Origin of the sequence: Nocardia abscessus NBRC 100374, from assembly GCF_000308455.1 — a bacterium.
Taxonomy (GTDB): domain Bacteria; phylum Actinomycetota; class Actinomycetes; order Mycobacteriales; family Mycobacteriaceae; genus Nocardia; species Nocardia abscessus.
Map to the genome: position 1 here is coordinate 75871 of NZ_BAFP01000039.1, position 21485 is coordinate 97355.

The 21485-nt window shown below is 67.8% G+C and carries 16 protein-coding genes; 14 read left to right on the plus strand and 2 right to left on the minus strand.

What is annotated here, in order from left to right:
- The first annotated feature begins 45 nt into the window (after window positions 1-45).
- From ON19_RS07690 to ON19_RS38740, 3 genes are all read left to right on the plus strand, one after another.
- On the plus strand, window positions 46-2475 hold the full coding sequence (locus tag ON19_RS07690) for a hypothetical protein (protein WP_043688580.1): 2430 nt from the start codon (window positions 46-48) through the stop codon (window positions 2473-2475).
- Between the two features lie 57 nt (window positions 2476-2532).
- Window positions 2533-3426: an NlpC/P60 family protein gene (locus ON19_RS07695; protein ID WP_043688581.1), complete on the plus strand. Its 894-nt coding sequence runs from the start codon at window positions 2533-2535 to the stop codon at window positions 3424-3426.
- Between the two features lie 340 nt (window positions 3427-3766).
- Window positions 3767-4927, plus strand: coding sequence for a C40 family peptidase (locus ON19_RS38740; RefSeq protein WP_157229618.1), 1161 nt, complete (start codon window positions 3767-3769; stop codon window positions 4925-4927).
- 25 nt (window positions 4928-4952) lie between these two features.
- On the opposite strand, the gene ON19_RS07705 is transcribed toward ON19_RS38740, so the two are convergent.
- Window positions 4953-6170: a transglycosylase SLT domain-containing protein gene (locus ON19_RS07705; protein ID WP_083899210.1), complete on the minus strand. Its 1218-nt coding sequence runs from the start codon at window positions 6168-6170 to the stop codon at window positions 4953-4955.
- A 750-nt stretch (window positions 6171-6920) separates the two neighbouring features.
- On the opposite strand from ON19_RS07705, the gene ON19_RS43255 reads away from it, so the two are divergent.
- The 9 genes from ON19_RS43255 to ON19_RS38745 all read left to right on the plus strand — a co-directional run bounded on the left by ON19_RS43255 (window position 6921) and on the right by ON19_RS38745 (window position 16993).
- Entirely contained in the window at window positions 6921-7403 is a 483-nt protein-coding gene (locus ON19_RS43255) for a hypothetical protein (protein WP_043688582.1), read from the plus strand.
- Window positions 7404-7414: 11 nt separating this feature from the next.
- The gene (locus tag ON19_RS07715) at window positions 7415-9073 is read left to right on the plus strand and encodes a hypothetical protein (protein ID WP_157229619.1); all 1659 of its coding nucleotides are present in this window, start codon (window positions 7415-7417) and stop codon (window positions 9071-9073) included.
- Window positions 9074-9119: 46 nt separating this feature from the next.
- Window positions 9120-10589 (plus strand): PPE domain-containing protein, encoded by a 1470-nt coding sequence (locus tag ON19_RS07720; RefSeq protein ID WP_043688584.1) that lies wholly within the window; start codon window positions 9120-9122, stop codon window positions 10587-10589.
- Between the two features lie 22 nt (window positions 10590-10611).
- Entirely contained in the window at window positions 10612-10950 is a 339-nt protein-coding gene (locus ON19_RS07725) for a YbaB/EbfC family nucleoid-associated protein (protein WP_043688585.1), read from the plus strand.
- Window positions 10947-11672 (plus strand): aldo-keto reductase family protein, encoded by a 726-nt coding sequence (locus ON19_RS07730; protein ID WP_051168630.1) that lies wholly within the window; start codon window positions 10947-10949, stop codon window positions 11670-11672. Before ON19_RS07725 ends, ON19_RS07730 begins: the two co-directional genes overlap by 4 nt.
- Window positions 11669-12037: a hypothetical protein gene (locus ON19_RS07735; protein ID WP_043688586.1), complete on the plus strand. Its 369-nt coding sequence runs from the start codon at window positions 11669-11671 to the stop codon at window positions 12035-12037. The genes ON19_RS07730 and ON19_RS07735 overlap by 4 nt, the downstream gene beginning before the upstream one ends.
- A 35-nt stretch (window positions 12038-12072) precedes the next feature.
- Entirely contained in the window at window positions 12073-12393 is a 321-nt protein-coding gene (locus ON19_RS07740; protein ID WP_043688587.1) for a hypothetical protein, read from the plus strand.
- A gap of 7 nt (window positions 12394-12400) precedes the next feature.
- On the plus strand, window positions 12401-14923 hold the full coding sequence (locus ON19_RS07745; protein WP_043688588.1) for a hypothetical protein: 2523 nt from the start codon (window positions 12401-12403) through the stop codon (window positions 14921-14923).
- Window positions 14924-15085: 162 nt separating this feature from the next.
- Window positions 15086-16993: a type VII secretion target gene (locus ON19_RS38745; RefSeq protein WP_051168631.1), complete on the plus strand. Its 1908-nt coding sequence runs from the start codon at window positions 15086-15088 to the stop codon at window positions 16991-16993.
- Between the two features lie 507 nt (window positions 16994-17500).
- Here ON19_RS38745 and ON19_RS07755 read toward each other — a convergent pair.
- Complete coding sequence (locus tag ON19_RS07755; RefSeq protein WP_157229620.1) at window positions 17501-18625, minus strand: hypothetical protein; 1125 nt, start codon at window positions 18623-18625, stop codon at window positions 17501-17503.
- A gap of 176 nt (window positions 18626-18801) precedes the next feature.
- On the opposite strand from ON19_RS07755, the gene ON19_RS07760 reads away from it, so the two are divergent.
- Complete coding sequence (locus tag ON19_RS07760) at window positions 18802-19749, plus strand: C40 family peptidase (protein ID WP_043688590.1); 948 nt, start codon at window positions 18802-18804, stop codon at window positions 19747-19749.
- 28 nt (window positions 19750-19777) lie between these two features.
- Window positions 19778-21454, plus strand: a complete 1677-nt coding sequence (locus tag ON19_RS38750; protein WP_157229621.1) for a WXG100-like domain-containing protein — start codon at window positions 19778-19780, stop codon at window positions 21452-21454.
- Window positions 21455-21485 lie beyond the last annotated feature (31 nt).

Consider the following 21485-nt stretch of genomic DNA (forward strand, 5'->3'; position numbering starts at 1 on the left):
ACCGCTGCAGGACGGGGCGCCACACCGGATCAGCCGCTATTCGGGATGCCGTGGGAACCGCAGTTCTGGGATACGGACCGCTGGCGACCGCAAGTGGTCTTCCGGCGAGGTCGTGCCTGGATCGCCGCGACGCGCCGCCGACGCTGGACGGCGTCGGTTCTCATCGCTCTCTTCGTGCTGTTCGTATTCCCGGGGATCATCGGTGCGGTATCCACCGCGCAGACCGGCGTGGCCACACGGGCGGCCCCCAATAGTGCGCTGAGCTGGATGAGGGTCAAGGACTCGTCGGGAGTCGAAGTCTCGCAGTACCTGTTCGTGACCGATCGCGGCGGGGTTCTGAGTCCCGGAACCGTTGTGCTGGCGTTCTTGATTCTCTTCGTGTTCGCGGTATTTCTGATCGTGGCGACGGTCGGGGTCTGGATGCCGGGCGGCACACTGGATTTCAGCTGGCTGAACATGTTCTCAGCACCGTTGCGTGGGGTTGCCGAGAACTTCACCGCGCAGATCGCGACGCCGATGATGTTGGCCACCGCTGTGGCCATCGGTGCGGTATTCGTGGGCGTGTTCTATGCGCGCGGTCATTACGCCAAGGGCACGATGCAGATCGTGACGATGGTGGGCGTGGCGCTTGTGGGACCGTTGTTCCTTGCCGAGCCGCTGGCCGAGGTCCTGTCCTCCGACGGTTTACTGGTACAGGGGCGTGACCTGGGTCTCTCGGTCGCTGCCGGCTTGAACGGCGACAGCAACCCGAATCCGAATCAATTGGTTTCCACGCTGCAGGCCCAGATGGCGGATAATTTCGTCCGGCGGCCGTTGCAGGTGTGGAATTTCGGGCACGTCGTGGACGAACGGCCGTCCTGCAAGTCGGCGTGGTCGGTCGGCGTCATGGCCGGTGACGAAGACCGGGTCAAGAATGGGCTGAAGGCTTGCGGTGACAGCGTCGCCTATGCCGCGGCCGACAACCCGAGCGTGGGCCAAATCGGCGCCGGATTGCTCCTTTTGCTGTGCGCGCTCGTTCTCCTGCTGTTCGGGATGTACCTGGCCTTCAAGATCATCTGGGCCGCGCTCGACACGATCTACTACGGCTTCATGACCATCTTCGGATTCGCGGCCGGCGGGTTTATATACGGCCCGACTCAGACGTTCACCGTCCGGTGCGTGGTGCACGGCTTCGTCGCGGCGGGGAAGATGGCCGCTTTCGTCATCTTCCTCGGCCTCTATGAGCTGTTCATGGGCAGTCTGTTCCAGCAGGCGCGCGGCCAGGTCATGGCGGTATTCGTCATCGGGGCGATCGTCATGGTCGTCGCCATCGTGCAGTTGCGGCGGCTCAGCGCCAGTATCGACAGCGGCAATGATTGGATTGCCAACCGGTTCGCGTCTGCGATACAGCACCCAGGTTCGCCGGGGGGCGCGGGCGGTGGCACCGCCTTGGGAATGGGAAACGCCGGTGCGAACAATTCGATGTCCGGGCTCGGCCTCTTCGCCGCGGCTGCCACTATCAACAGTTCGCCGCTCACGGCATGGATGGCCGGGGGCCGCCCCAACCCGTTGGGTCCTTGGGCCTGGTTGGACCAGGTCGATAAGAAGAACAAGGCGAGGGGCCTGGCGACCAAGGACCTGCGAGAGGCCGCGCACGCTAATGCGCACGATCGCATCTGGACGGCGAATATAGCGCGGACCGGTATAACACGCGCTGGCAGGTATGGCTCGGGCATGAAGAGAAAGGCCGCCTTCGCCGTGGAGAATGTCGCGCACGCGACAGGCCTCACAGGTGGTCTCAACACCGCCCTCCGGATGGCCGGCTTCAGTGATGCAGAAGCGCAGCTGGCCACCGACGCACGAGTGGACATCATGCGGCACGCGGATAGGGAGCCGCTCGCTTCGGCGCACCTCAGTCACGTCGTCGCCGCCCACAAGCATTTCGAGCGGGACGCCATCAGGAATCCGGGCGGGGACAGGGCAATGGCCCGGTTCCACGCTTTGGAATCCAGCGTCGATCGGTATCGAGGTGAGTTCTCCGGCGGCGTCCAGATCAACCAGGCCCTGCACGATATCGGGTACGCGTACATCCGAAACCCCGACGAGGAATTCATCACGAGTCTGCGGGACGCTGCCAAGTCGGCTTCAGGAGGGAACTTGACAGTCCCCGGCCGGGGTACCCCGGTCCCGATTACACAAAACGATGCAGACCGGTTGCGGCAGTGGCTTTCGAACGAGCACGCGCTTCGAGTCCAAGCCGCCACCACTTGGGTGGCCCAAGACGCCACCGACATGGAGCGGGTTCGGGTGCTACGTTCCGAGATCGACAAAGCCGCCATGACGAACCAATGGGAAGCAGGGCGAAATATCACGGGCGCTGTCTCGTTGGCGCAACCGGATGTCGTCAGGACTCCACTTCCGCACCACCCCGGGAATCTCGACCCGGACGAGCACATCCCGGAGGGTCTGCTGAACAACCTGAGATTCCGCCCCTGATCAGCACCGAGGTTCCGAGCGCGAGGCCGCGGGTCGGATTTCACAGAAAGGCACTCGATGATCGGTCGTCTCTTGGCGCTCGCGTTGCTGCCCCTCTGGGTATGGGTGGTGCTGACGGTTACGAGCGGTCTGTTCTTCATCGTCGTGCTGATCGTGCTCGTGGCGGGTGGGGCCACCTCGGCGATCGCCTCGGACCTGCATTACCAGTGCGACAGTGCGGTGGGGCCCGATCCTTCCGTGACCGTGACCCCGAGTCGTGCCTCGGCGGCGGTGCGCCCGACTACACGCAGCGCTGCTGGAGCCGGTGTGACCACCGCGCCGACGACAAATCCGTACGCCGAACTGACCATCGCGCCGGACGACACCGGCGCGTCCGCCTGGCAGCGTGCGTGTGCTGCCGTGCTGAAAGACGCGCCGTACCAGGATCCGCCCTTGCTCACGGGCAGTTCTGGCATCGGAGCGGCGTGTGCACGGGAGCTCGCGCTGGCCCGATTGGCATCGTCGGCGAGCGGAACCCAGAACGGTGTCGATGGCCGCGGCGGCGCGGCGGACTTCACCAGATCGGTCATCTACCTCGCCTCGGCGGCGCAGTCGACGGGACGGTGTGAACCCGTCGCTGGACAGGCAGGGCAGCCATCCCCACAGGTCGCGGCTAGTGGGTCGCTACCGCGAGTGTGCGGAAACATCAACGGCTCCGGTACGACGGTAGTGGTGCTACCGGACACCATCGCCGCGCAGGCTCCCTGCGGCCAGCGTGTGGACCCTTCCGCAGTATCGCCGGGCGATCTGGTCTTCTGGAATTACCGGGACAACGTACCGACTCGAGTTGGAATCGCCGTCAGCGCCACCGAACTCGTCACTGCCGATCCGGCGACAGGAGGGCTGGCGAAGTCGGTCGTACCCGACACGAGTGACGTGCGGGTGAAGCGGGTGCTCGGCGGCGGGATGTGATGGGTACGCGATGCCACCTACCGATGTAGAGCCCCAGATCGAAACAGGCGAAGACGCTGAGGCGCCTTCGCCTCCGGTGACACCGTGGTCGGAGCGTCCCGGCAGTCCGCGTCCTCGTGCCGGTACCGGGATGCCTGGTCAGCCGAGTGTGCCTGGGCCTGGCCAGTCAGGTGGTCCGGCGGTGGGTCAGGGACAGCCGGCTCCGCACGGGCAGTCTGGTCAGCCGGGTGCCGCGGGGCCGTCGGGTCAGCCTGGTTCGGTGGGGCCGTCGGGTGTCGGGGGACCCGCGACGCCACAGGGGGTTCCGGGCCAGTCGGTGCCAGGTCGGCCGGGTGAGGTGATGCCTGGTCAGCCGGGTGGTGTGGTGGCTCCGCAGGTGGAGCGTGCGCCGGGTGCGGGACCCGGGCAGCCGGAGCCGGTGGTGCCGCCGGTGGATGCGGAGTTGGTGGCGGGTTTGTTGCCGGTCGCGGCGATGACCGGGACGATGGCGATGGCGATGCTGCCGATGATCGCCTCGGCGTTGGCGGGTTTGGGTGGTAGCGGTGGGGGTGGTTCTGCCGCACCGGTCGCCGGTGATGGCGGGGGTGCTGTCGCCGATGGGGGAGGTGGTCTGTCGCCGGAGGCGGCGCGGGCGTTGGAGGTGCTGAAGAGGCTGGAGCAGATGTATGGGGAGGCGGATCCGTCGGATCCGCAGGTGCGGGAGTTGCGGCAGCAGTTGGGGATGTCGTCGGGCCAGGATGCGTCGAGTCGGGGTGCGGGGGCGACGGCGATTCGGGCGACGCGGTTGTTCCAGCGGAATGCCGCGAAGGCGTTCAACAATGTGGACAACCAGTTGGTGTCGTATATGCGGGGTTTGGCGGGGTCGAACAAGGTCGACAAGAAGGCGATCATGGGGTTGGTGCGTGAGGTGAACGTGGCGTTGGCGGAGTTGGGACCGCAGGCGTATACGAAGGCCGGGCAGCGGAGGGTGCATCAGATCTTGACCGCGGCGTTGCGGAAGGCGCATGCGATCGTTGCGGGTGGTCAGGCCAAATCGACTGATATCGCGGGTGCGATCAACAGGCTGACCGCGCAGTATCTGTACAACATCGCGGGCAGGAACTACACACCACCGACTCAGAAGGCGGGAACAGGCGCCGGCACGGCCGCCGCGAAAGCGATCCAGGTGGCCCTCGCCCAGCTCGGAGACCCTTATGTCTTCGGAGCAGAAGGGCCGAACGCTTTCGACTGCTCGGGTTTGATGCAGTACGCCGCGGCGGCGGCAGGCGTCCGGATTCCACGAGTCGCCGCCGATCAATACCGGCAGCTCCCGAAGGTCCATCCCAATGACATCAAGCCCGGCGATCTCATTTTCCCCGCGAGTTCGTTCAAAGGGGCGAACAATCCCGGCCACGTCATCATGTACATCGGCAACGGCATGTGCGTCGAGGCCCCGAGGACCGGCGGCCACGTCCAGTATCGGCGACTGCCCAGTAATTTCGCCGCCGCACGGTGGGCCTGACCGTGCGCTGCGGGCTCGACCGGCCTCAATACCCCACGTACGATCCGCCACCGCGCATTTGCACGATTCCCGGCACATTGCCGACCGACCCGTAACGGTCGATGGCATACCGCACACCGGCGACGATGTTGTCCACCGGATTCCAGATATCGCGGTGTCCCGGCACGGAATACGCGTTGAACGTCGGATCGATGGTCTGCATAAGGCCTTTGGACGGAATGCCCGCAGCGGCATTGCTGTCCCACAGATTGATCGCGTGCGGGTTGCCGCCGGACTCGTGCTGGATGATCGCCGCGATGTCGGCCGGGTCGATCTGGCGCGTGTCGTATCCGTGCTGGCGCAAGACCTGCAGTGCCTCGTTGATCCATTGCCCCTGCTGCCCGGTGGGCCGCGCGCGCGGCGGACCGCCGCTGGGACCGTGCGTGTTCGAGTGTGTCGAGCGACGCCTGCGCGGGGGCGCGGCCGGACGCGATTCCCGCAGATAACGATCGGCCAAGGCGGCGACACGATCGGCGGTGAGGACAGCGGCGGTCTGCCCCTGCCCGAGGACGGTTCCCGCCCGCTGCAATGCGCTGTCCAGGGTCGAGATCACGAGTTGCCTGCTGGCATTGGCGTCCTGGATGGTGCCCAGGGCCGTCAGGGCCGTGTTCACCTCGGCGATGATCGCCCCGATGGCGGCCCGTCCGTGGGTGGTGCTGTCGACCGCGCCGCCGAGGATGCGCTCCAGTTCGGCGTTCATCGACTGCGTCGAATCCGCGTGGCGTGCCCGGTTCTGGTTGCTCGTCGCATATTGCGTGCCCAACGCCCCGTCCCACAGCACGGGACCGCTCGGCCGCGCCGCCGAGACGTCGGGCGGCGCGAGTTGCTGTCCCGTCGTCGCCGTCGGTGCACCGTCGCCGTAGTGGGCGGCGATCGCGGCCAGCGCACCCATGGCGGCCCCTGCCATCGGCAGTGATGAGCCGGCCATGCCGAGCCCGTCCGAGCGCGGCGCCGCCATGGACCCCGCGGTGGCGGACGGCGATTCGGCAACTGCCGGTGACTGGCCACGTGGTTGCGCAACGGCGGCGGGCGCGGCCGTCGCGGGTGCACCGGCCTGCGGCGGTGGTACCGGAGCCGGAGTGGCCCGTCCGGCGGACTTGGCCGGACGACGCGGCGCCGACGTGGTGGCGGTGGCCCGGCCATCGCGTACGTCATCCGCTTCGTCGGAGTCCGTCTCTGTCGGGGCCCGTTTGGTCGGCGTCATCAGTACCCCAGGTGAGCGCGGGCGCTATGCGCGGCACCGTCGCCGACCGAGCCGTACCGATCGGCCTGGACCTCGACTACGGTGGTGGCGCGAGAGGCTGTGTCGACCTGTGACATCGGTATGGTGACCTCCGTCGATCCGCTGGCCTCATATCACCTGTCCCACCCTGCCGCGCAGGCCCACAGGAGGACTCTCGGTCGAGACTCGGCAGGTAGCGTATTCGCAGCAGCCTAACTCGGATTGCTGAATTCTCGCCCGTCTGTATCCCCGGCGGCGGGAATATGGGATGCCGCCTCGTGGGGGGAAGGCGGACACTCGCGAACCGGCCTCGAAGAATCTGGCGTCAAGCCGATTCGTGCACGTCATTGCGCGTTGGGGCATGTATCGCGCCGGTGTTCTCGCAGGAGGGTCATCCCCACTGGTGGGAATCGCAGACAATGAGTGAGTCGGGAACGGAATCCATGCACGCCGACCGGAGAGTGCCGTGGGCTGATACGGCGAGATGGCTTGTTTGCCGATCCCCGGTATGGCGGCTCGTCATCCGAGGCTTCGGCCGGAAGGCGGACTGATCGTGAAGGTGTGCGAAGCGGGCGGAGTCCGCGATGTGGGGGGCCTACTGCCTGGCCAGGGTGACTCTCGGTCACGGGCATGGCGCGTGCCGATTCGGTCCACCCCCGGCCCGGTACCCGTGGTGGTCGGATCTGCACTGGTTCGCACCTTGATGGATCGTCACGAAGAGGGAGTGTTCTGATGGGCTTTTGGGGCACCGCGCTCAGTGTCGGCCTACCCATCGTCGGTAACCTGATCCTGCCGGGCGCGGGCGGTCTCATCGGGGCCGCAGTAGGAAATATCGCGGCCGAAGCCATAGATGGCAACATCGACGACTGGGGCGACGCATTCAAGGCCGGTGCCTTGGGCGCCGGTGGCGCTCTACTCGGCGGTGCCGTCGGCGGCAAGCTGCTGAGCAAGATCGGCGCGGGGACCGGGGGGTCTCCGATGAGCCCGAATAGCTGGACAAAATTCGCTGATTATAAAGACGGCTTCAAGCACAATCTCGGCTTGTTCAAGGGTACGGACCGTAACGGGCAATACATCGGGCAAACTCTCGGGCGCGGCGCCGGCTCATGGGCTGCGTATAAATGGAATGATTCCATACCGGGGTTGGGCATCGGCAACAAGCCACAGGGGCCCGGTCTCATGCCGACCATCAACATCGGTAACGGCCCGGGCTGAGGAGTGTTTCCGTGGCGATGACGATGACGGATCTCTTGATGCCCGATCCGGCAAACGTTCCACCCGAGCACAAGTTCCCGGCCTCGATCGAGAACTACTACCGGAAGATGCCGAATACGCTGCGGGGTTACTTCGACGCTTGCGGCAAGGACGTCAAGACCGACCCGCCTTCGGCGCCGCCGGTACTCCAGGTCAAGGGCGAAGATCAGGCGAAATTCGCGAACTATGAGGTGACCTCCCTCGCGCTGAAGAAGGCCTTTACCGCTCTCCATGAATCGGCCGGCAAACTGATACCGCTGACCAGACAGGCCGGAGCAGTGGGGGACAACGGCAAGGTCGAGGTCAACGCGGTGGTGGATTTGATCAACACGGCCGCGCAACAGTATCCGCCGGAGGGCCAGTCCGAGAGCGAGCACATTCTCAACTTCCTGACCCTGGCGCTCGAGGAGGGAGACCGGCTGATGCAGGACGCCGCCAAAGCGTCGGCAAAGCTCGGTGACGACGTCGATGGCGTGAGCAAAGAGCTCAAGGATGCGCTGGAACAGATAAAGAAACTCACGGAAGAGAACCAGGACCTCAAGCAGCGCCTGGCGGATCCGGTCAATCTGACTCCCGCGCCCTACTATCCGCCTGCTGCGACCGAACCTTCCTACGTGAATCCGAATACTTTCCCCACCGGCCTGGACAGCAGCGGTCTCGACAGTATGATGCCGCCTGCTTTGGACAACTCGGACCTGGGTACCCCGGATGTCGACACTCCGGATTTGAACACCCCCCCGGGTGTGGACAACTCCGGCCTCGACGGCCAGACGCCCGGCGGTATCGGCAATATCGGGAACACTCCGGGCGGCGTGACGACGCCTCCCACACCCCCCGTGCAGCCCGCGTCCGCGATGTCGCCGATGGGCATGGGTGGGATGGACATAGGTTCGCTGATGGCGCAGCAGATGATGATGCGAGCTCTCGCCGACCAGGGCATGAACCAACGCCGCTCCGATCTGGACCCGCGCCGTTTCGAGGACGAATACGCGCCGGTCCCGGCCCAGACCGCCCCCGCGCCGGTCACGACTCAGCCCGCGACCGTGCAGCAGGCTGCCGCGACCACTCCGGCGGCGACGCAGCACGGCGCGGCGCCCGCCGGCACAGCGTCTTCCACGCAACCCGCGGTGGCGCCCGGCCGTACGCCGGAGGCGGATGGCAGCGTGACCTACACCCATCCCAACGGGCGTACGCAGAAGGTGTCCGTTATGGTCGCCCAGATGCTCGACGCGGCGTACGGCAACGCCAGCGGCACCGACGCGCAGAAGGCGTACGAGAAGACATCGGCGAAGTGGTCGGACAAGAAGCAGATCGGTGACCGTGTCGGTGACTACCAGCTGATGACCGGCGACGTCGCCACGTGGACGAACACGACCGCGGTTCTCGTTGTGTTCCCTCCCGAGGGGAGCGACGCATCGGGCGGCTCAGTGGAGGTTATCGTCAAGGGCGAGCTGAAGCCTTTCGACCCGAAGATGCCCGAAATCGCCTCCGATACGAACTTGTTCGAGGGGTTCATGCACCCGAAGGGCATCGAGGTGACCGCGCCGACGGACGGGGGCGCGCCCCCGGCGAAGTCGGGTTCGGCCGATCAGCCCGCGGACGCGGCAATGCCGGTTGTCGCGGCGGGCTGATCGCGCGAGCAGTGCGGGAGGCGGCAGATGAGGAGAGGAGGTCGCGATGGCGCTGAATGTGGATCCGCAGGAACTCGTCGCTGCGGCGTCGAAACTCGCCGCGATGGCGCGCGATACCGCGGCGGCGCTGCCGGGCGGATGGGTCGTGCCCGCGGGGGCTGACCCGATCTCGGCCGCGGCGGTGCCTCAGCTCAACGCGCAGGCCGCGTCACTGTTCAACGGATTGGCCGGCGTGCTCACCGATGTCCAGCGCACCGCGTTCAACATCGGCGCGGCGGCCGCGGACTACACCGCCGCCGATGACCGCGGCGCTCGGGAGATCAACGGCAGCGGAAGCGAACTCGTCGACAATCCGGTCGGCGAAGTCCAGGAGATCGGACACCGGCGACCGCCCGCGCTTCGGTTTCCCGTCGCGGGCGGCGCCGTCGACCCGTTGACCTTCGCTCAGCAGCTGCACTCGGGCCCCGGGCCCGGTGCGGCGAAGGGATTCGCGGACGCGCTGCGCAAGTTCACCGGTGGCCCGCATCTCGCCGCCATCGATGGAGTGAACTCCGCGGCGAAGTCGATGCAGAACTGGGAACCGGTCGGCGCCGCGGCCGCGGCGGAGCTCGGTCAACGCCGTGGGTGGCTGGACCAGCTCGGGACCGGCCTTGGGCTGCTGGCTGACGGAATCGATACTTACAGCAACGCATTCCGGACCGCGAAAGCGAAACATCCGACGCCGGAGGAGATCATCGCCGCGCGCAAGGAACTCATCAAGGCGATGCGTTCCAAGAACGAACTCGGCATCCAGGCGGCGCTGGCCAAGTTCAACGAGCAGAACGCCCGTTCGGCGGAGACGATCACCGGCTATTCCACCGAAGTCGGCTCCAAGGTCGGTGCGGGCGAAGGCGCTGCCGAGGGTACCGGCAAGGGCAGCGGCAGCGGCGACAGCAGCGCCTTGACCCAGATGCTGCCCGCCTTGATGAGCGCGATGGCCTCGGCCGGAATGCCGTTGAGCCAGCTCGGGCAGTCGGACTCGTCGGAGGCCTACGACGACTACGGCCTCGACGAATACGGCTACGACGACCTCGGCATCCCGAGCGGACTCGGCGCGGGCAGTCCGAGCGGGATGCCTGTCGGCAGCCCCGGCGTCGGCATCCCGGATGTCGAGGCCGCGACCATCCAAGCGAGCGCCCTGCCGGTGGCCACGGCGGCCGGCCTGGGTTCGGGCATGCCGCGCACCTCGGTGATCGAACCCCTCGCCACCTCGTCGGCCGCCAATGCCGCCGCCGCGCGCGGTGGCGCACCGATGATGCCGTACATGCCGATGGCGCCGGGCATGGGCAACGGGGCCGGCGGCAACAACGACCGCAACCGAGTCGTGGCGTGGCATCCCGACCGATTGATGTACGTGGACGACACACCGCACACCGAAGCGGTGATCGGTGAACGGCCGACCATAGCCCCGACCGTGACTCCGCCGACGCCCGCACCGAGCAACCAGACCCCTTCTCAACCCGGAGGTAACGCATGAGTGAGCGCAGCGAGGTGGAGTCGTGAGTTCCATCCACCCGGACGTGCAGGCGGCCTTGGACGCCGCCCGCGATCTGCGGCACCGGATCGCCGAGATGCGGGAGAAGATCGACAACATTCGCGCCCGCAGGCCCTCGCCGAGCGGTGCGGTCATCCCGGAGGTCGACGCGATGGGCAGGCTGACCGATCTCTACCTCGCGCCGGGCACCGCCGCGCGGCTCACCAGTCCCGAACTGGTCGCCGAGATCATGGCCGCCATTCGGGAGAGCACCGCCGACGCGGCGCGGCAGTACCAGAGCGTCATGGAATCTCCCGTCGAGGAAACCGAGCCGGTCGCGACTGCTTCGGGGCAGGCCGGATGACCGAGCCCGCCCCGGAGGTCACGGTCGCGGATACGGTGCGGTGGCTGCACGATGAGGGGCTGGTCCGGCTGGCGGGGGTGGCGGACGGCATCACCGAGACGATCGTCGCCTACACGATCGATGTCGCGACCGGAACCGTCTCCGCGCACCCGGCGACCGGAGGCGGGGTCGGCGCGGACGTGGTGTCGCTGGCCGCCGACGATCTGCCCTACCCGGTGGGCACCGCCAGGCGGCTGGTGGTCGCGGGTGTCACGTCGACGGATGCGGTGCTCGTGATCGATCTGGCGGCCACCCTCACGATCGCGATCAACGCCGACCATCCCGCGCAGGTGGCCCGGTCCTGGGTGCTGCAACTGCTGCTGAATCCAGAGGTCACGATTACTACCAACAGCCCCGACGTCGCGATCGGCACCAGCGGCCGGCTGCGGCAGAGTTTCATCCCGGGCGGCGGTGCGACCCTGGTCAACGTAGACGACACCCGCCCGCCGGTAACGGCGGTGACCTTGAACGCGACGACCGAAGGTCCCGATCATCTCGATGTCGCGGCGGACGGCACCGGCGAGATGTATCTCGGCGCCCGGTTCTGGCAGATGCGCCAAGTCATGCGGATCGAGGACGCCGCCTGGTCCGTGCTCGCGGCCCGCCTGGACTCCACGGCCGACGAGACCGACCACTCCCTCAGTCCCCAGACCGGCGAACGATTCTCGGAGAGCAGCCGATGACCGACATGCAACCCCTCGATATGGACGACGTCGAGGATGACGATGGGCGGGAAGCCACCCCACCGGACTGGCGGAACCTGACCTACGAGGTGTTCAACCCCGACCACACCGTCGGCGTCGGATGCGACCGGGACGGGGAGATCATCGGCCTGTACATCACCGACGACGCCCGCGAGAACGGCGACGAGTGGCTGGCGTCCCAGATCGTCAAGCTCGCGCGACTCGCCCACGCGAAGTCGCGCGTCGGTCTGCGGGCCGAGATGGAGTACAAGGGCACCCGTTCCTACACGATCGATTCGTTCGACCTTCCGACCGAGGCGTCGTATCGCGCCATGGAGGAGTCCGAGTTCCGACGAGACACCTGAGCGCGCACGCCGCACTCGCGAGACAGGACAGCGATATGACCGACAAACTCGATACCGACGAGCCGCATGAGGTAATCGCCACCGTGTACAAGTGGGGAACCTCGATGACCACGGCCGGCGGTCAGACGAAGCAGGTCATCGACAACTTCGTGGCGCCGCGGCGACCCGAGTCGGAGATAGACCGCCGACTGGTGGCGCATACACAGTGGATGAAGACCACCTTCGAACGTGCCGTGCGTGCAAACGGCCGCCGTGTGGACGCGACCACGCGATTCACCCGAGAGACGACTTACGCCCACGACGACGCCGATCGCGGAGGTGCGGCCGCGGTGCGTCGTAGCACCGAATCCATCTGATGCGCTGATGGAACCGGAGCGCGGCAGTCCGCATTGGGAGGCGATCGTCGGCGACAACTGGCCGGAGATCTCGCCGGCGGACTGGAATGCGCTGGAACGCCTCGCGCGAGACGGCGCCGGTGCGTTGGACCTGCTCGACGCCGACAGTAAACGCCGCGACTTCGACGAGCGGGTCCGCTCCAGTGCCGGTCTGCAACCGGTCAAGGACGACATGCTGCGGCAAAGCATGAACCCGCAGTCGTTCGCCGACGCGCTGGAGGCCGCCGCGGACACCTTTCGGGACTTCTCCGACCTGGTGTATCGGACTCGCAACAAGATCCTGGACATCGTCGACGAAACCACAGCCAGGATCAGCGCGACCAAGCGCGCGGCCGCGGCGGAGGAGGACGAAGCAGACGCACAGGCCGTCCGGAGCCGGATTCCCGGAATGATCGCCGCCGCCAGGGATGATGTCGAGGATGTGGTCAAGGCCGCGCTCAGCTCGATCAACCCGCAGGGCCTGCCCAGTTTGGGTTTGATCGCCGACGCGCTGGGGCAGCCGGGACCGTGGGGGCCGGGCCACAACGATGCGGACGATCACCAACAGCACCGGCCCGCGAGAGACCACTCCGCCGATCCGCGGCGGGACGGACCGCCGCCGACGAATCCGCCGAAGGACGATGCGCCGGTCGCGGTGTTCCCCGAGAAAACCGACGAACAACCGACTGCCGATCCGGTCGAGTCGCTCCTGCCCGGCGACGAACCGGAGGAGCAACCCGGTCCCGTCCGAGCCGAGGACATCCCGGTCGATCCCCCGCCGGCGAGCCCGATACCCGACCAGTACACACCTGGTGGGACGACGACCATTCCCGTGCGCGATATGCCTGGCGGATCCCTCGATGACCGGCCGGGCCCGGTCGCCGCGAACAGCCCGCCTCGTGCGCAGGTCACCGACACCGAGCCCGTAGCTTCGGACCGGGATCTACCGGCGGACGGCGACCATCAGGACGAGTCCGGTTCGGAGGTGCGGGATTCGAACGAAAGGGGTTCGGAGGCCTCGGCCGATGAAACCGAATCCGCGACCCGAGACCGGAACACCACCGTATCGGCGGCCGAATCGCACGACGCTACGGCATCGGACCAGTACGCCACATCGGCTGCGTCCGTGGCCGACTCGGCCACGTCCGTGCCGCCGCCTTTGATTCTTCCTCCGCCCGTGGTGGCGCCGCCCGCGTCCATCGCACCACCGGTGCCTGCCGCATCGGCCAATACCGTCGGCCCGGTGGTCTCCGCTCCGGCGGCGCAGGCCGGCTCGGGCCCGCCACCGGTGCAGGCCAAGCAGACGCCGCCGAGTGAATCACGTGGACCGGCTGTCACGCCCAAGGTCACCACGGGGAGTGCGGGGCCGCCTCCTGGTGTCGGCGGCGCAAGCAAAGGGCTGCCGCCGGAGCGGAACGAGCAACGCGCGGGCGGCGGGAAGGACGAGGCCGAGGGTAGTGACGAGTCGATCCGCGCTGTGGTCGGCGCGGCTATGACGTCGGCAGCCGCCCCGGCATTCGTGCTGGGCGAACGAGTGGACGGCGACTTGGTGCTCGCCCGGACCTTGCTGAGCGGGATTCTGGCCGCGGGTGGTGACACGGTGCTCGGGCTCGGGTGGGCGGTTTCGGTGATGCGCCATCCGAGCGGTATCAGTGCGTTCGTCACTTCGAACGAGGGCCGCGGTTGGCTGCCCGCCGGGCTGTATCTGCCGCGCGAGCTTTCGACTCCCTGGGTGTGGGAGGTCTCCGAAGGAAATGCCTGGGAGGGTGTGGGTGACCCCGCGCGCGTGCTGGCGGAGTTCGCGATCGCGTGGGGACGTAAGTCCGGCGCTCGGTTGACCGCCGTCGTCGCGTCGGGAGAAATCGATGCCGACCTGCGGCGGCAGTTGGGCGAAGTGCCGATCGAGGGCGAAGTGGCCGCCTCGTCGGCGATGGACTTCAGCGCTCCGAGGCCGAGTCTGGTCGACCGTCTCGAACTGGTGGGGGCCCCGGCACTGGTGCAGCGGGCCGTGACGACACCGGAAGCGGAGATCGTCGCGCGCCGATGGGACTTGGCTTCGGACGCGCATGTCCGCGTGCACAAAGCCGGTCTGGGCTCCCCGGCCGCGCTGGGGGCGCCCGCTGTTCGCGAGCGGATCCTCACCGCGCTGCGGCAGCGGCGCGAGGTGCCGCAGGAGTGGTGGGAAGAGCTCCGGGATGCCGACGACTTGCTCACCGCGACGATGCTGTCGCGGCGCGCCGATGTGTCCAGGGTCGCGCTGGGGGAGTTGCGTGCCGAACAATCCGACGGACGGTACGCGTCGGAGATGAGCGCACTGCGCGCCATGGTCTTCGAGCGCCGGTGTGACGAATTGGTGCTGTTGCTGGCGGAGCCCGCGACACGCCAGAGTCTGCGCGACGCGGTGTATGCGCACGCGCAGATCGTGGGACACCCGGCGTTCGTCGCTCCGGATCCCGCCCCCACCGGCGGTCCGGCTCGCCGCCCGACGATCACGGCGGGGCCAGACCGCTGAGCAGAACGGAGCCACTGCGTCGATACGTCGAAAAGCGTCGCAAGGAAACGTGCTAGCGCGCCTCGACGACTCGGCCACCGCAACATGCTCCCCATAGCTGGGAAGGATCGACAATGGGGGGACGTGTGGTGGGAAAGGATCTGATCGAGCATGCCGAACGGGATGGAAATCGACCCTGCGGTTTTGCGTCATCTGCGCGACCAACACCTCCGGGTCGGCGACGATATCATGAAATGGGCCGAACCGCCGACGGAGTGGCTCGCGAACTTCCTGCCCACCTACGGCAAGATCGCATATCCGGTCTACGAAGCTCTGGAGCGGTACTACGACGCCCGGCAGCGTGCGGGCGAGGCCCTGGCCGCTGAACACTTCCGCACCGCCGAGTCGTTGGATGCGTCCGCGAACGCCTACGAACAAGCCGACGACGATTTCGCCAGTCAGATCCGGCAGGCGGGCGGCGATACCGCTCAGCCCTCCTTCACGGGCCCGGTCGGAACCTCTACCGACCCCCTCGGCCCGAGCGGGCCGACCCCGCCGTTCACTCCGCCGCCCGGCGGGCCGCCCAGTGGCCCTGTCTCATCGGCCCCCGATTCGGTCGGTCCCGACGGAACTCAGAACAATCCGCTGGGTACTTCGCCCGGTGGCCCGAACGCAGCGGGGCCGAACGGAACGTCGGCGTCTCCGTCGGCTACGGGATTGCCTGGTCCGGTCACCGCGCCGACGGACTCGGTCGGCACCAACGGCACGCCGAACGCGACCGGGACCACACCGGGTGGGCCGTCGAGCACCGGCGTGACAGCGCCGACGGCGGGCGGCATGCCGCCCGCCGGGGTGGGGCCGCTCACTTCCGGTGCGGACGACCGTGGGTCGACACAGCCGCCCAGCGGCGCGACGGGGCGTACAGACCTGCCCCCCATGCCCGTACCGGTCTCGAGTCCATTCGCCGCCGCTGTCGCCTCGGCGAAGGACAAGGAGGCCGAACCCTCGTACATGGTGGGCAACCCGGTGAACGACGACCTGGTACTGGCCAGGACGCTGCTCGGCAGCGTGCTCGCCGCCGTGGACTCTCCGGTGGGTATGGCGTGGGCGGTCGCGGTGATGCGAGGTCCCGGGGGGACGGGCATATTCATCACTTCGAACGAAGGCCGTGGTTGGCTGCCCGCCGGGCTGTTCCTGCCCCGTGAGGTCTCCACCCCGTGGAACTGGGACGAACTGCTCGCAGCGGACGACGGCAGCGGATCGCCGTGGGAGGGTGTCACGGACCCGGCCCGGGTGTTGGCCGAATTCGGCCTGGCCTGGGGTGCGAAGGCGAACGCGCAACTGTCGGCCCTCGTATCGTCCGGACCGATCGACCCCGGCCTGCGTTCCCGATTCGGTGAGGCGGCGATGGAAGGACTCGTCGGTCCGTCCTACGACGTCGACCTGCGCGAGTTCACCCCGGACACCGCCGACAGGCTCGGTCTGGCCGGTTCGATCCCAGGCTTGGAACATGTCTCGTCGGTACCCGACGCGCAGGTGCGATCCCGGTGTGTGGAACTCGCCGCGGATGCGCACGGGCAAGTCGGACGCTCCGGATCGGCACCCGCGGAAGCGGCCACGGCACGCCGGGTTCGGGAAAGAATCCTCGCCGAACTGCAAGCCGGAAGAACCGTGCCACGCGAACTGTGGGACGAACTGCGCGACGCCGACGATCTGCTGGCGGCCTCGATGCTCGGGCAGCGGGTCGACGTGGGCCGGGTGGAGATCGGGCAGCTGCGGCTCGACGCCGGGGCTTCCCCGTTGCGCAGCATGGTCTTCGAGCGCCGTTGCAACGAGCTGGTGCTGCTGCTGGCGAACGAACCGAGCAGGCAGACGCTGCGTGACGCCGTCTACGCCCACGAACAGATCACGCTGCATCCGCAATTCGTCTCGACACCGGCACCCGTGTCCACCGCCGTGCAGCCCGAGCGCGTCACGCGGCCCGCGGCCCCGGCGGTCACCGCGCCCGACGTCGCGGGCGGGCCGCCGCCCGGCGTCGTAGTCGCGCCGACGACACCACCGCCGTCGGTGGCGCCGCCGGAGCGGTCGTGAAGGTGACACGGGGGTAAGAGATCCGGCGTATCCGGGTCACGGCACGGTGGTTTCCTCCTGCGCCGCGACCTGGATCGCAGCCGATTCCCCGACAGGACGGACCCTCAGCGGTGCGATGACAGATGTTTTGCAGCGCTTCGGCCGCAACCGTGGCCGGGATCGGCAGGACGGGGCTGGGGGACAAGAGGCGATCCTGTGACGGCAACAGCCCCCGGCAGCGGAATTCGCCGACCAGCGGTGCGGCGAGCCGTGGTGACTGGTCAGCAGCACCGCCCCCGCGCAGCGGACCGCAACGGCTTGCTCCGGCGATGCCGCGAGGCCGACATCGAGTCACCTGTCGGCGATCCGCGCGACCGGCCGGACCGTTTCCGGGCTCAGTCCATCAGAGCTGCGCGACTGAGGCAACGCTGGGAGTGCGCTCGCCGGAGCCCGCTGCGCCGTACACGGCGCAGACTGCGGTAGGGGTAACGCTCTGTGGGCCGTACGCGCAGCCCCTCGATACGGCTGCTACGCCTCGATGACGGGACTCGCCTCTTGGTCCTCTTCGTCATCGACGGCCGCATCCTGCGTGGTCTCTCCTCGGCCCGTCCGATCGGCCGGTGACCCGTCTCGGGTCCGCCGAGCCGGGATCACACCGGGCACCGCGGCAACCGCGGGAGCCGGACTCTGCTCGCCGGGCGGCGCGGTATTCGCAGCCGGAGCCGCGTTGGGGTCGCCGGACTGCGGGGCGGCAGGTTGAGCGTTCGGAGGCCCCGCGGGCGGCGCGGCGGCCGCGTTCTGATTGCCCGGCGGAGTCTGGCCAGGTTGTCCGGGAGCGCCGTTGTTCTGGTTCTCCTCAGCCTTCTTGGCCTTGTCCTCTTCGGCTTTCTGCATCATTTCCGGGATCTGCTGGACCAGCGGCATCGCCGCCATCGGCAGCATCGCGAGCATTGGAAGCAGTGAAGCCAAGCTACTGGCTATATCGCCGCCGCCACCACCGCCGGCCTGGCCACCTCCGGCCTGGCCGCCACCTCCGGCCTGGCCGCCACCGGAATTGTTTTTTCCGCCGCCGTTCGCCATGTCCTCGTTGAGGTCGGCGATCGCGGTGACCTTGTCGTACACCGCCTCTACGGCGGCGGCGACCGCCTTGAGCAGGGGGAGTTCCTGAGCGGCTTTCAGTTTGGCGGTGCCCGCGGCCTTCAGCTTCGTGTTGAGCTCGCCCACGATGGTCTTGATGGAACGCAGAGCCTGTACTTGCTCGGCGGCTACCGTGACGGAGGTCTTGACCACCTGATCGTCCATCTGCAGCAACTTCAGCTGCCTGGCCTCGACCTTGTCGATGGTCTTGCGATATGCCTCGTCCGCCTCGCCTTTGCCGAGCGTTTCGTAGACGGCGGGCTTGAGCAGGTCGGCGACTGCCGGCGGTGGAGTGGTCATGCCACGGCCGAGCAGATCCACGGCGGTCTGAATAGCGGTGTCGGCCAGGGCGATGAAGGCGCGCAAGCCTTCCGAAGCGCCGGGCGGGCAATGCAGATCCACCAGCCAGAAGTGCTTGACCTCGGAGGCGACCTTTGCCACGGGGGTGGCCGCCACGGGGGTGGATGTCAGCGTCGCCGTTTTCTCGGCTTCGGTTTTCGTCGCCGTTGGAGCCATGCCCTCGCCACCGCCTCTCAGGAGTTCCCCCATTGTCTCGGATTCCCGATTCTGGGAAGTAGTGCATAGTTCGATCACCCACCCATGAATGGGAATACGAGCGAATCGGGGCGGGCGACACAATAGCTAGGAGAATGTGAGAGGCGGTCGGTGATGAGCGATGACGAGTCGGTCGAATGGCGCCGGCACTGACGAACGATTTGGACGGAGTGCTTCGATCGCTGGTCGCGCTGTACGGCGATGGTCAGCCTGCCGGACAGGCGGCGAGCGTTACCCAAGCCCTTGCCGCTGACCTGCGTGCCCATTCCGGGGCGGTGGCGCTGCGATATGGCGAGGCGCAGGGAATGCAGCTTGCGGTCGCGGAATCGCATGCGGGCAAAGACGGCATCGTGCGCAAAGCGGTCGGCGAATCCGGTGACGGAACCGTCAACGGACGTGGCCGCCTGACCAACCACATCGCGGATTTCCAGGCACGGATGCAGGCGATCGCCTCCGTGGGCGATACCCGTTTCAGTGGTCCCGCGCTGCTCGACGCCGCGCAGACCACCATCTCCAATGCCACGAAGCAGGTCAATGCCGACGTCGTGGCGGCTCGGCAGCAGGCCGCGCAGATCATGCCGCCCGCCGTGCCGGCGACGCGGCAGGCACGGCACGGCACCGCGCCGCGCCGACGGCGCCGAACGCGATCCAGGACCAGATCCGCTTCACGGCTGCGCCGCAACAGCGGGGTGCGCTCGGACGGGACGCTGGGAGGCAGCGCCGTATCGGCCGCCAGCAACTGGCTCGGCACACCCTACGTCTGGGGCGGGGGAGGTGCGGGCGGGCCGAGCGGCGGCGGCTTCGACTGCTCAGGACTCACGCAATACGCGATCGCCCAGGCCAGCAATGGGGAAGTGGTGCTGCCCCGCACTACATACGAGCAGATCTACAGCGGGGTTCGGGTGCACCCGGACGACGTGCGTGCTGGAGACCTGGTGTTCCCCGGTTCATCCTTCAGCACCAGAGGACCGGAGCACGTGCAGCTCGCCGCGGGCAACGGCATGGTCATAGAGGCGCCGTACACCGGCTCGGTGGTGAAGTGGTCCCGTATGGACAGCAACTCCGTCGTCGTGCGGGTGCTGTGACGCGGTGATCATGGGGGAGGAACACGGCGTGGCCATAGACCTTCCCAGCGAGGTCGTGTTCTTCCTGAACATATGCGGAATCCCTTACCCGGACATCGACGAGGACGATGTGCGCGCCCTCGCCGGGTATGTCCGAGCCTTCGCCCAACAGGTGCGGGAAACGCACGACTCGGCAACCGGCGTGATCAATCAGATGGGCGACTTCTACTCGGGCGAGTCGTATCAGCAGCTGGTCGCTACCTGGGCGGGCATGAGCGCCACCCATATGCGGCAACTCGACAGCGCGTGCGAGATCGTCGGGCAGGCACTCGACGCGGCGGCGACGGTCATCACCGTCGTGAAGGTCGTCGTGCTGGCCGAACTCGCAGCGCTGGCCGCGGCCTATACCTCGATCCTGCTGACGCCGCCGCTCGCCCCCTCCGCGCCCTTGGTGGCCGCCGCGGCGCGCAGACTGTGCGAGCAGATGTCGCAGTACCTGATCGGCTACATCATCGCCGAGGTCATCGGTAAGGCGATCGAACCGCTCGAGCAGGCCATCGAAGACATGGTCAAGGGCGTCGTCTACGACGCCACTCGCGATGCGCTCGACGTCCCTTCCTCGGGCCGGACCCCGCCGCTGCACATCGAGCCCGACGCGGTGCAGCACTTCGCGAAGGTGCTCGACGACCACGCCGACGACATCCTGCAGCACGCGGCGACCTTCGCCGCGAACGTGTCGACACTCGACTTCACCAGGCCATCGCGATTCGACGCCACCGAGTACTCGGCTGTGCCGGACGCGAAGCCGCCTGTCGGTCCCACCACACCCGGCGACGAAGCCCCGTTGCGCCCGCGCGATCACCCCGGGTCGCGGGTCGATCCGAACGCTCCGGTCCGGCCGAGCGACTCCGCCGCCGACCACCCCCACGACACGCGCGTCCCGGTCGCCTCGAACGCGGTCGGCGCCAGCGAGAAGGCTGCCGGCTTCGCGGGCGATCCGGGTGCACGGACCGGCGCCACGGATTCGTCGGCTCCGGATTCGTCGGCTCCGCAGGTGGCGGCGGAGCACCGCAACTCGATCACGGACGCCGCGCGAAACTCGCCGGTGCCGGTTGGGATTCAGAACGACCCATCTGCGGACGCGGCGGGACGACCGCCGGGAACCGGGACGCCGCATTCGGTATCCGCGGTCGCCGCTTCCGACACCGGAACACGCCACGCGGCAGTCGCCGATTCGGCGAGGTCGGCTCACGAGGCGGGGATCCACCGGACCGGCTCGGCAGCCGAGGCGGCTTCGGCCGCGGAGCATCCGGCGGTCGAGGGCTCGCTCCAGGGCGGACCACTGGGCGTCGCGCCCACCGCGCAGCAGAGCACAGGGGCTGCGACTACCCCTTGGAGGCGCACCGGGCAGCAGTCGGCTACCTCGAATGCTCTGCCGCTCGAGGCCGAACGTCCGGCGAAGGTCGCTCCGAAAGGGCGTCGGCCCGCGGTCACGCCATGGGCCGAAGCGCGCCGCGCCCGCGAGGTTCCCGCCGTGGTGCACGCTCCCGTCATCGATGGGCCCCCGATGCCGGCGTTACGGGAGAAGGACGCCGAAGCGGGCAGCGCCGAGAACGCCGGTCCGGTTCACGCGAAGCCCGCGCCCTCGAGGGCCACGGCCCCGCCTTCCGCTCGGATGGACTCACTGGATGCCCAGGCCGGCGAGGCGCGATCCACCGCCCGGTAGGGCACGCGAAAGAGACCCGTTCCCAGGGGCG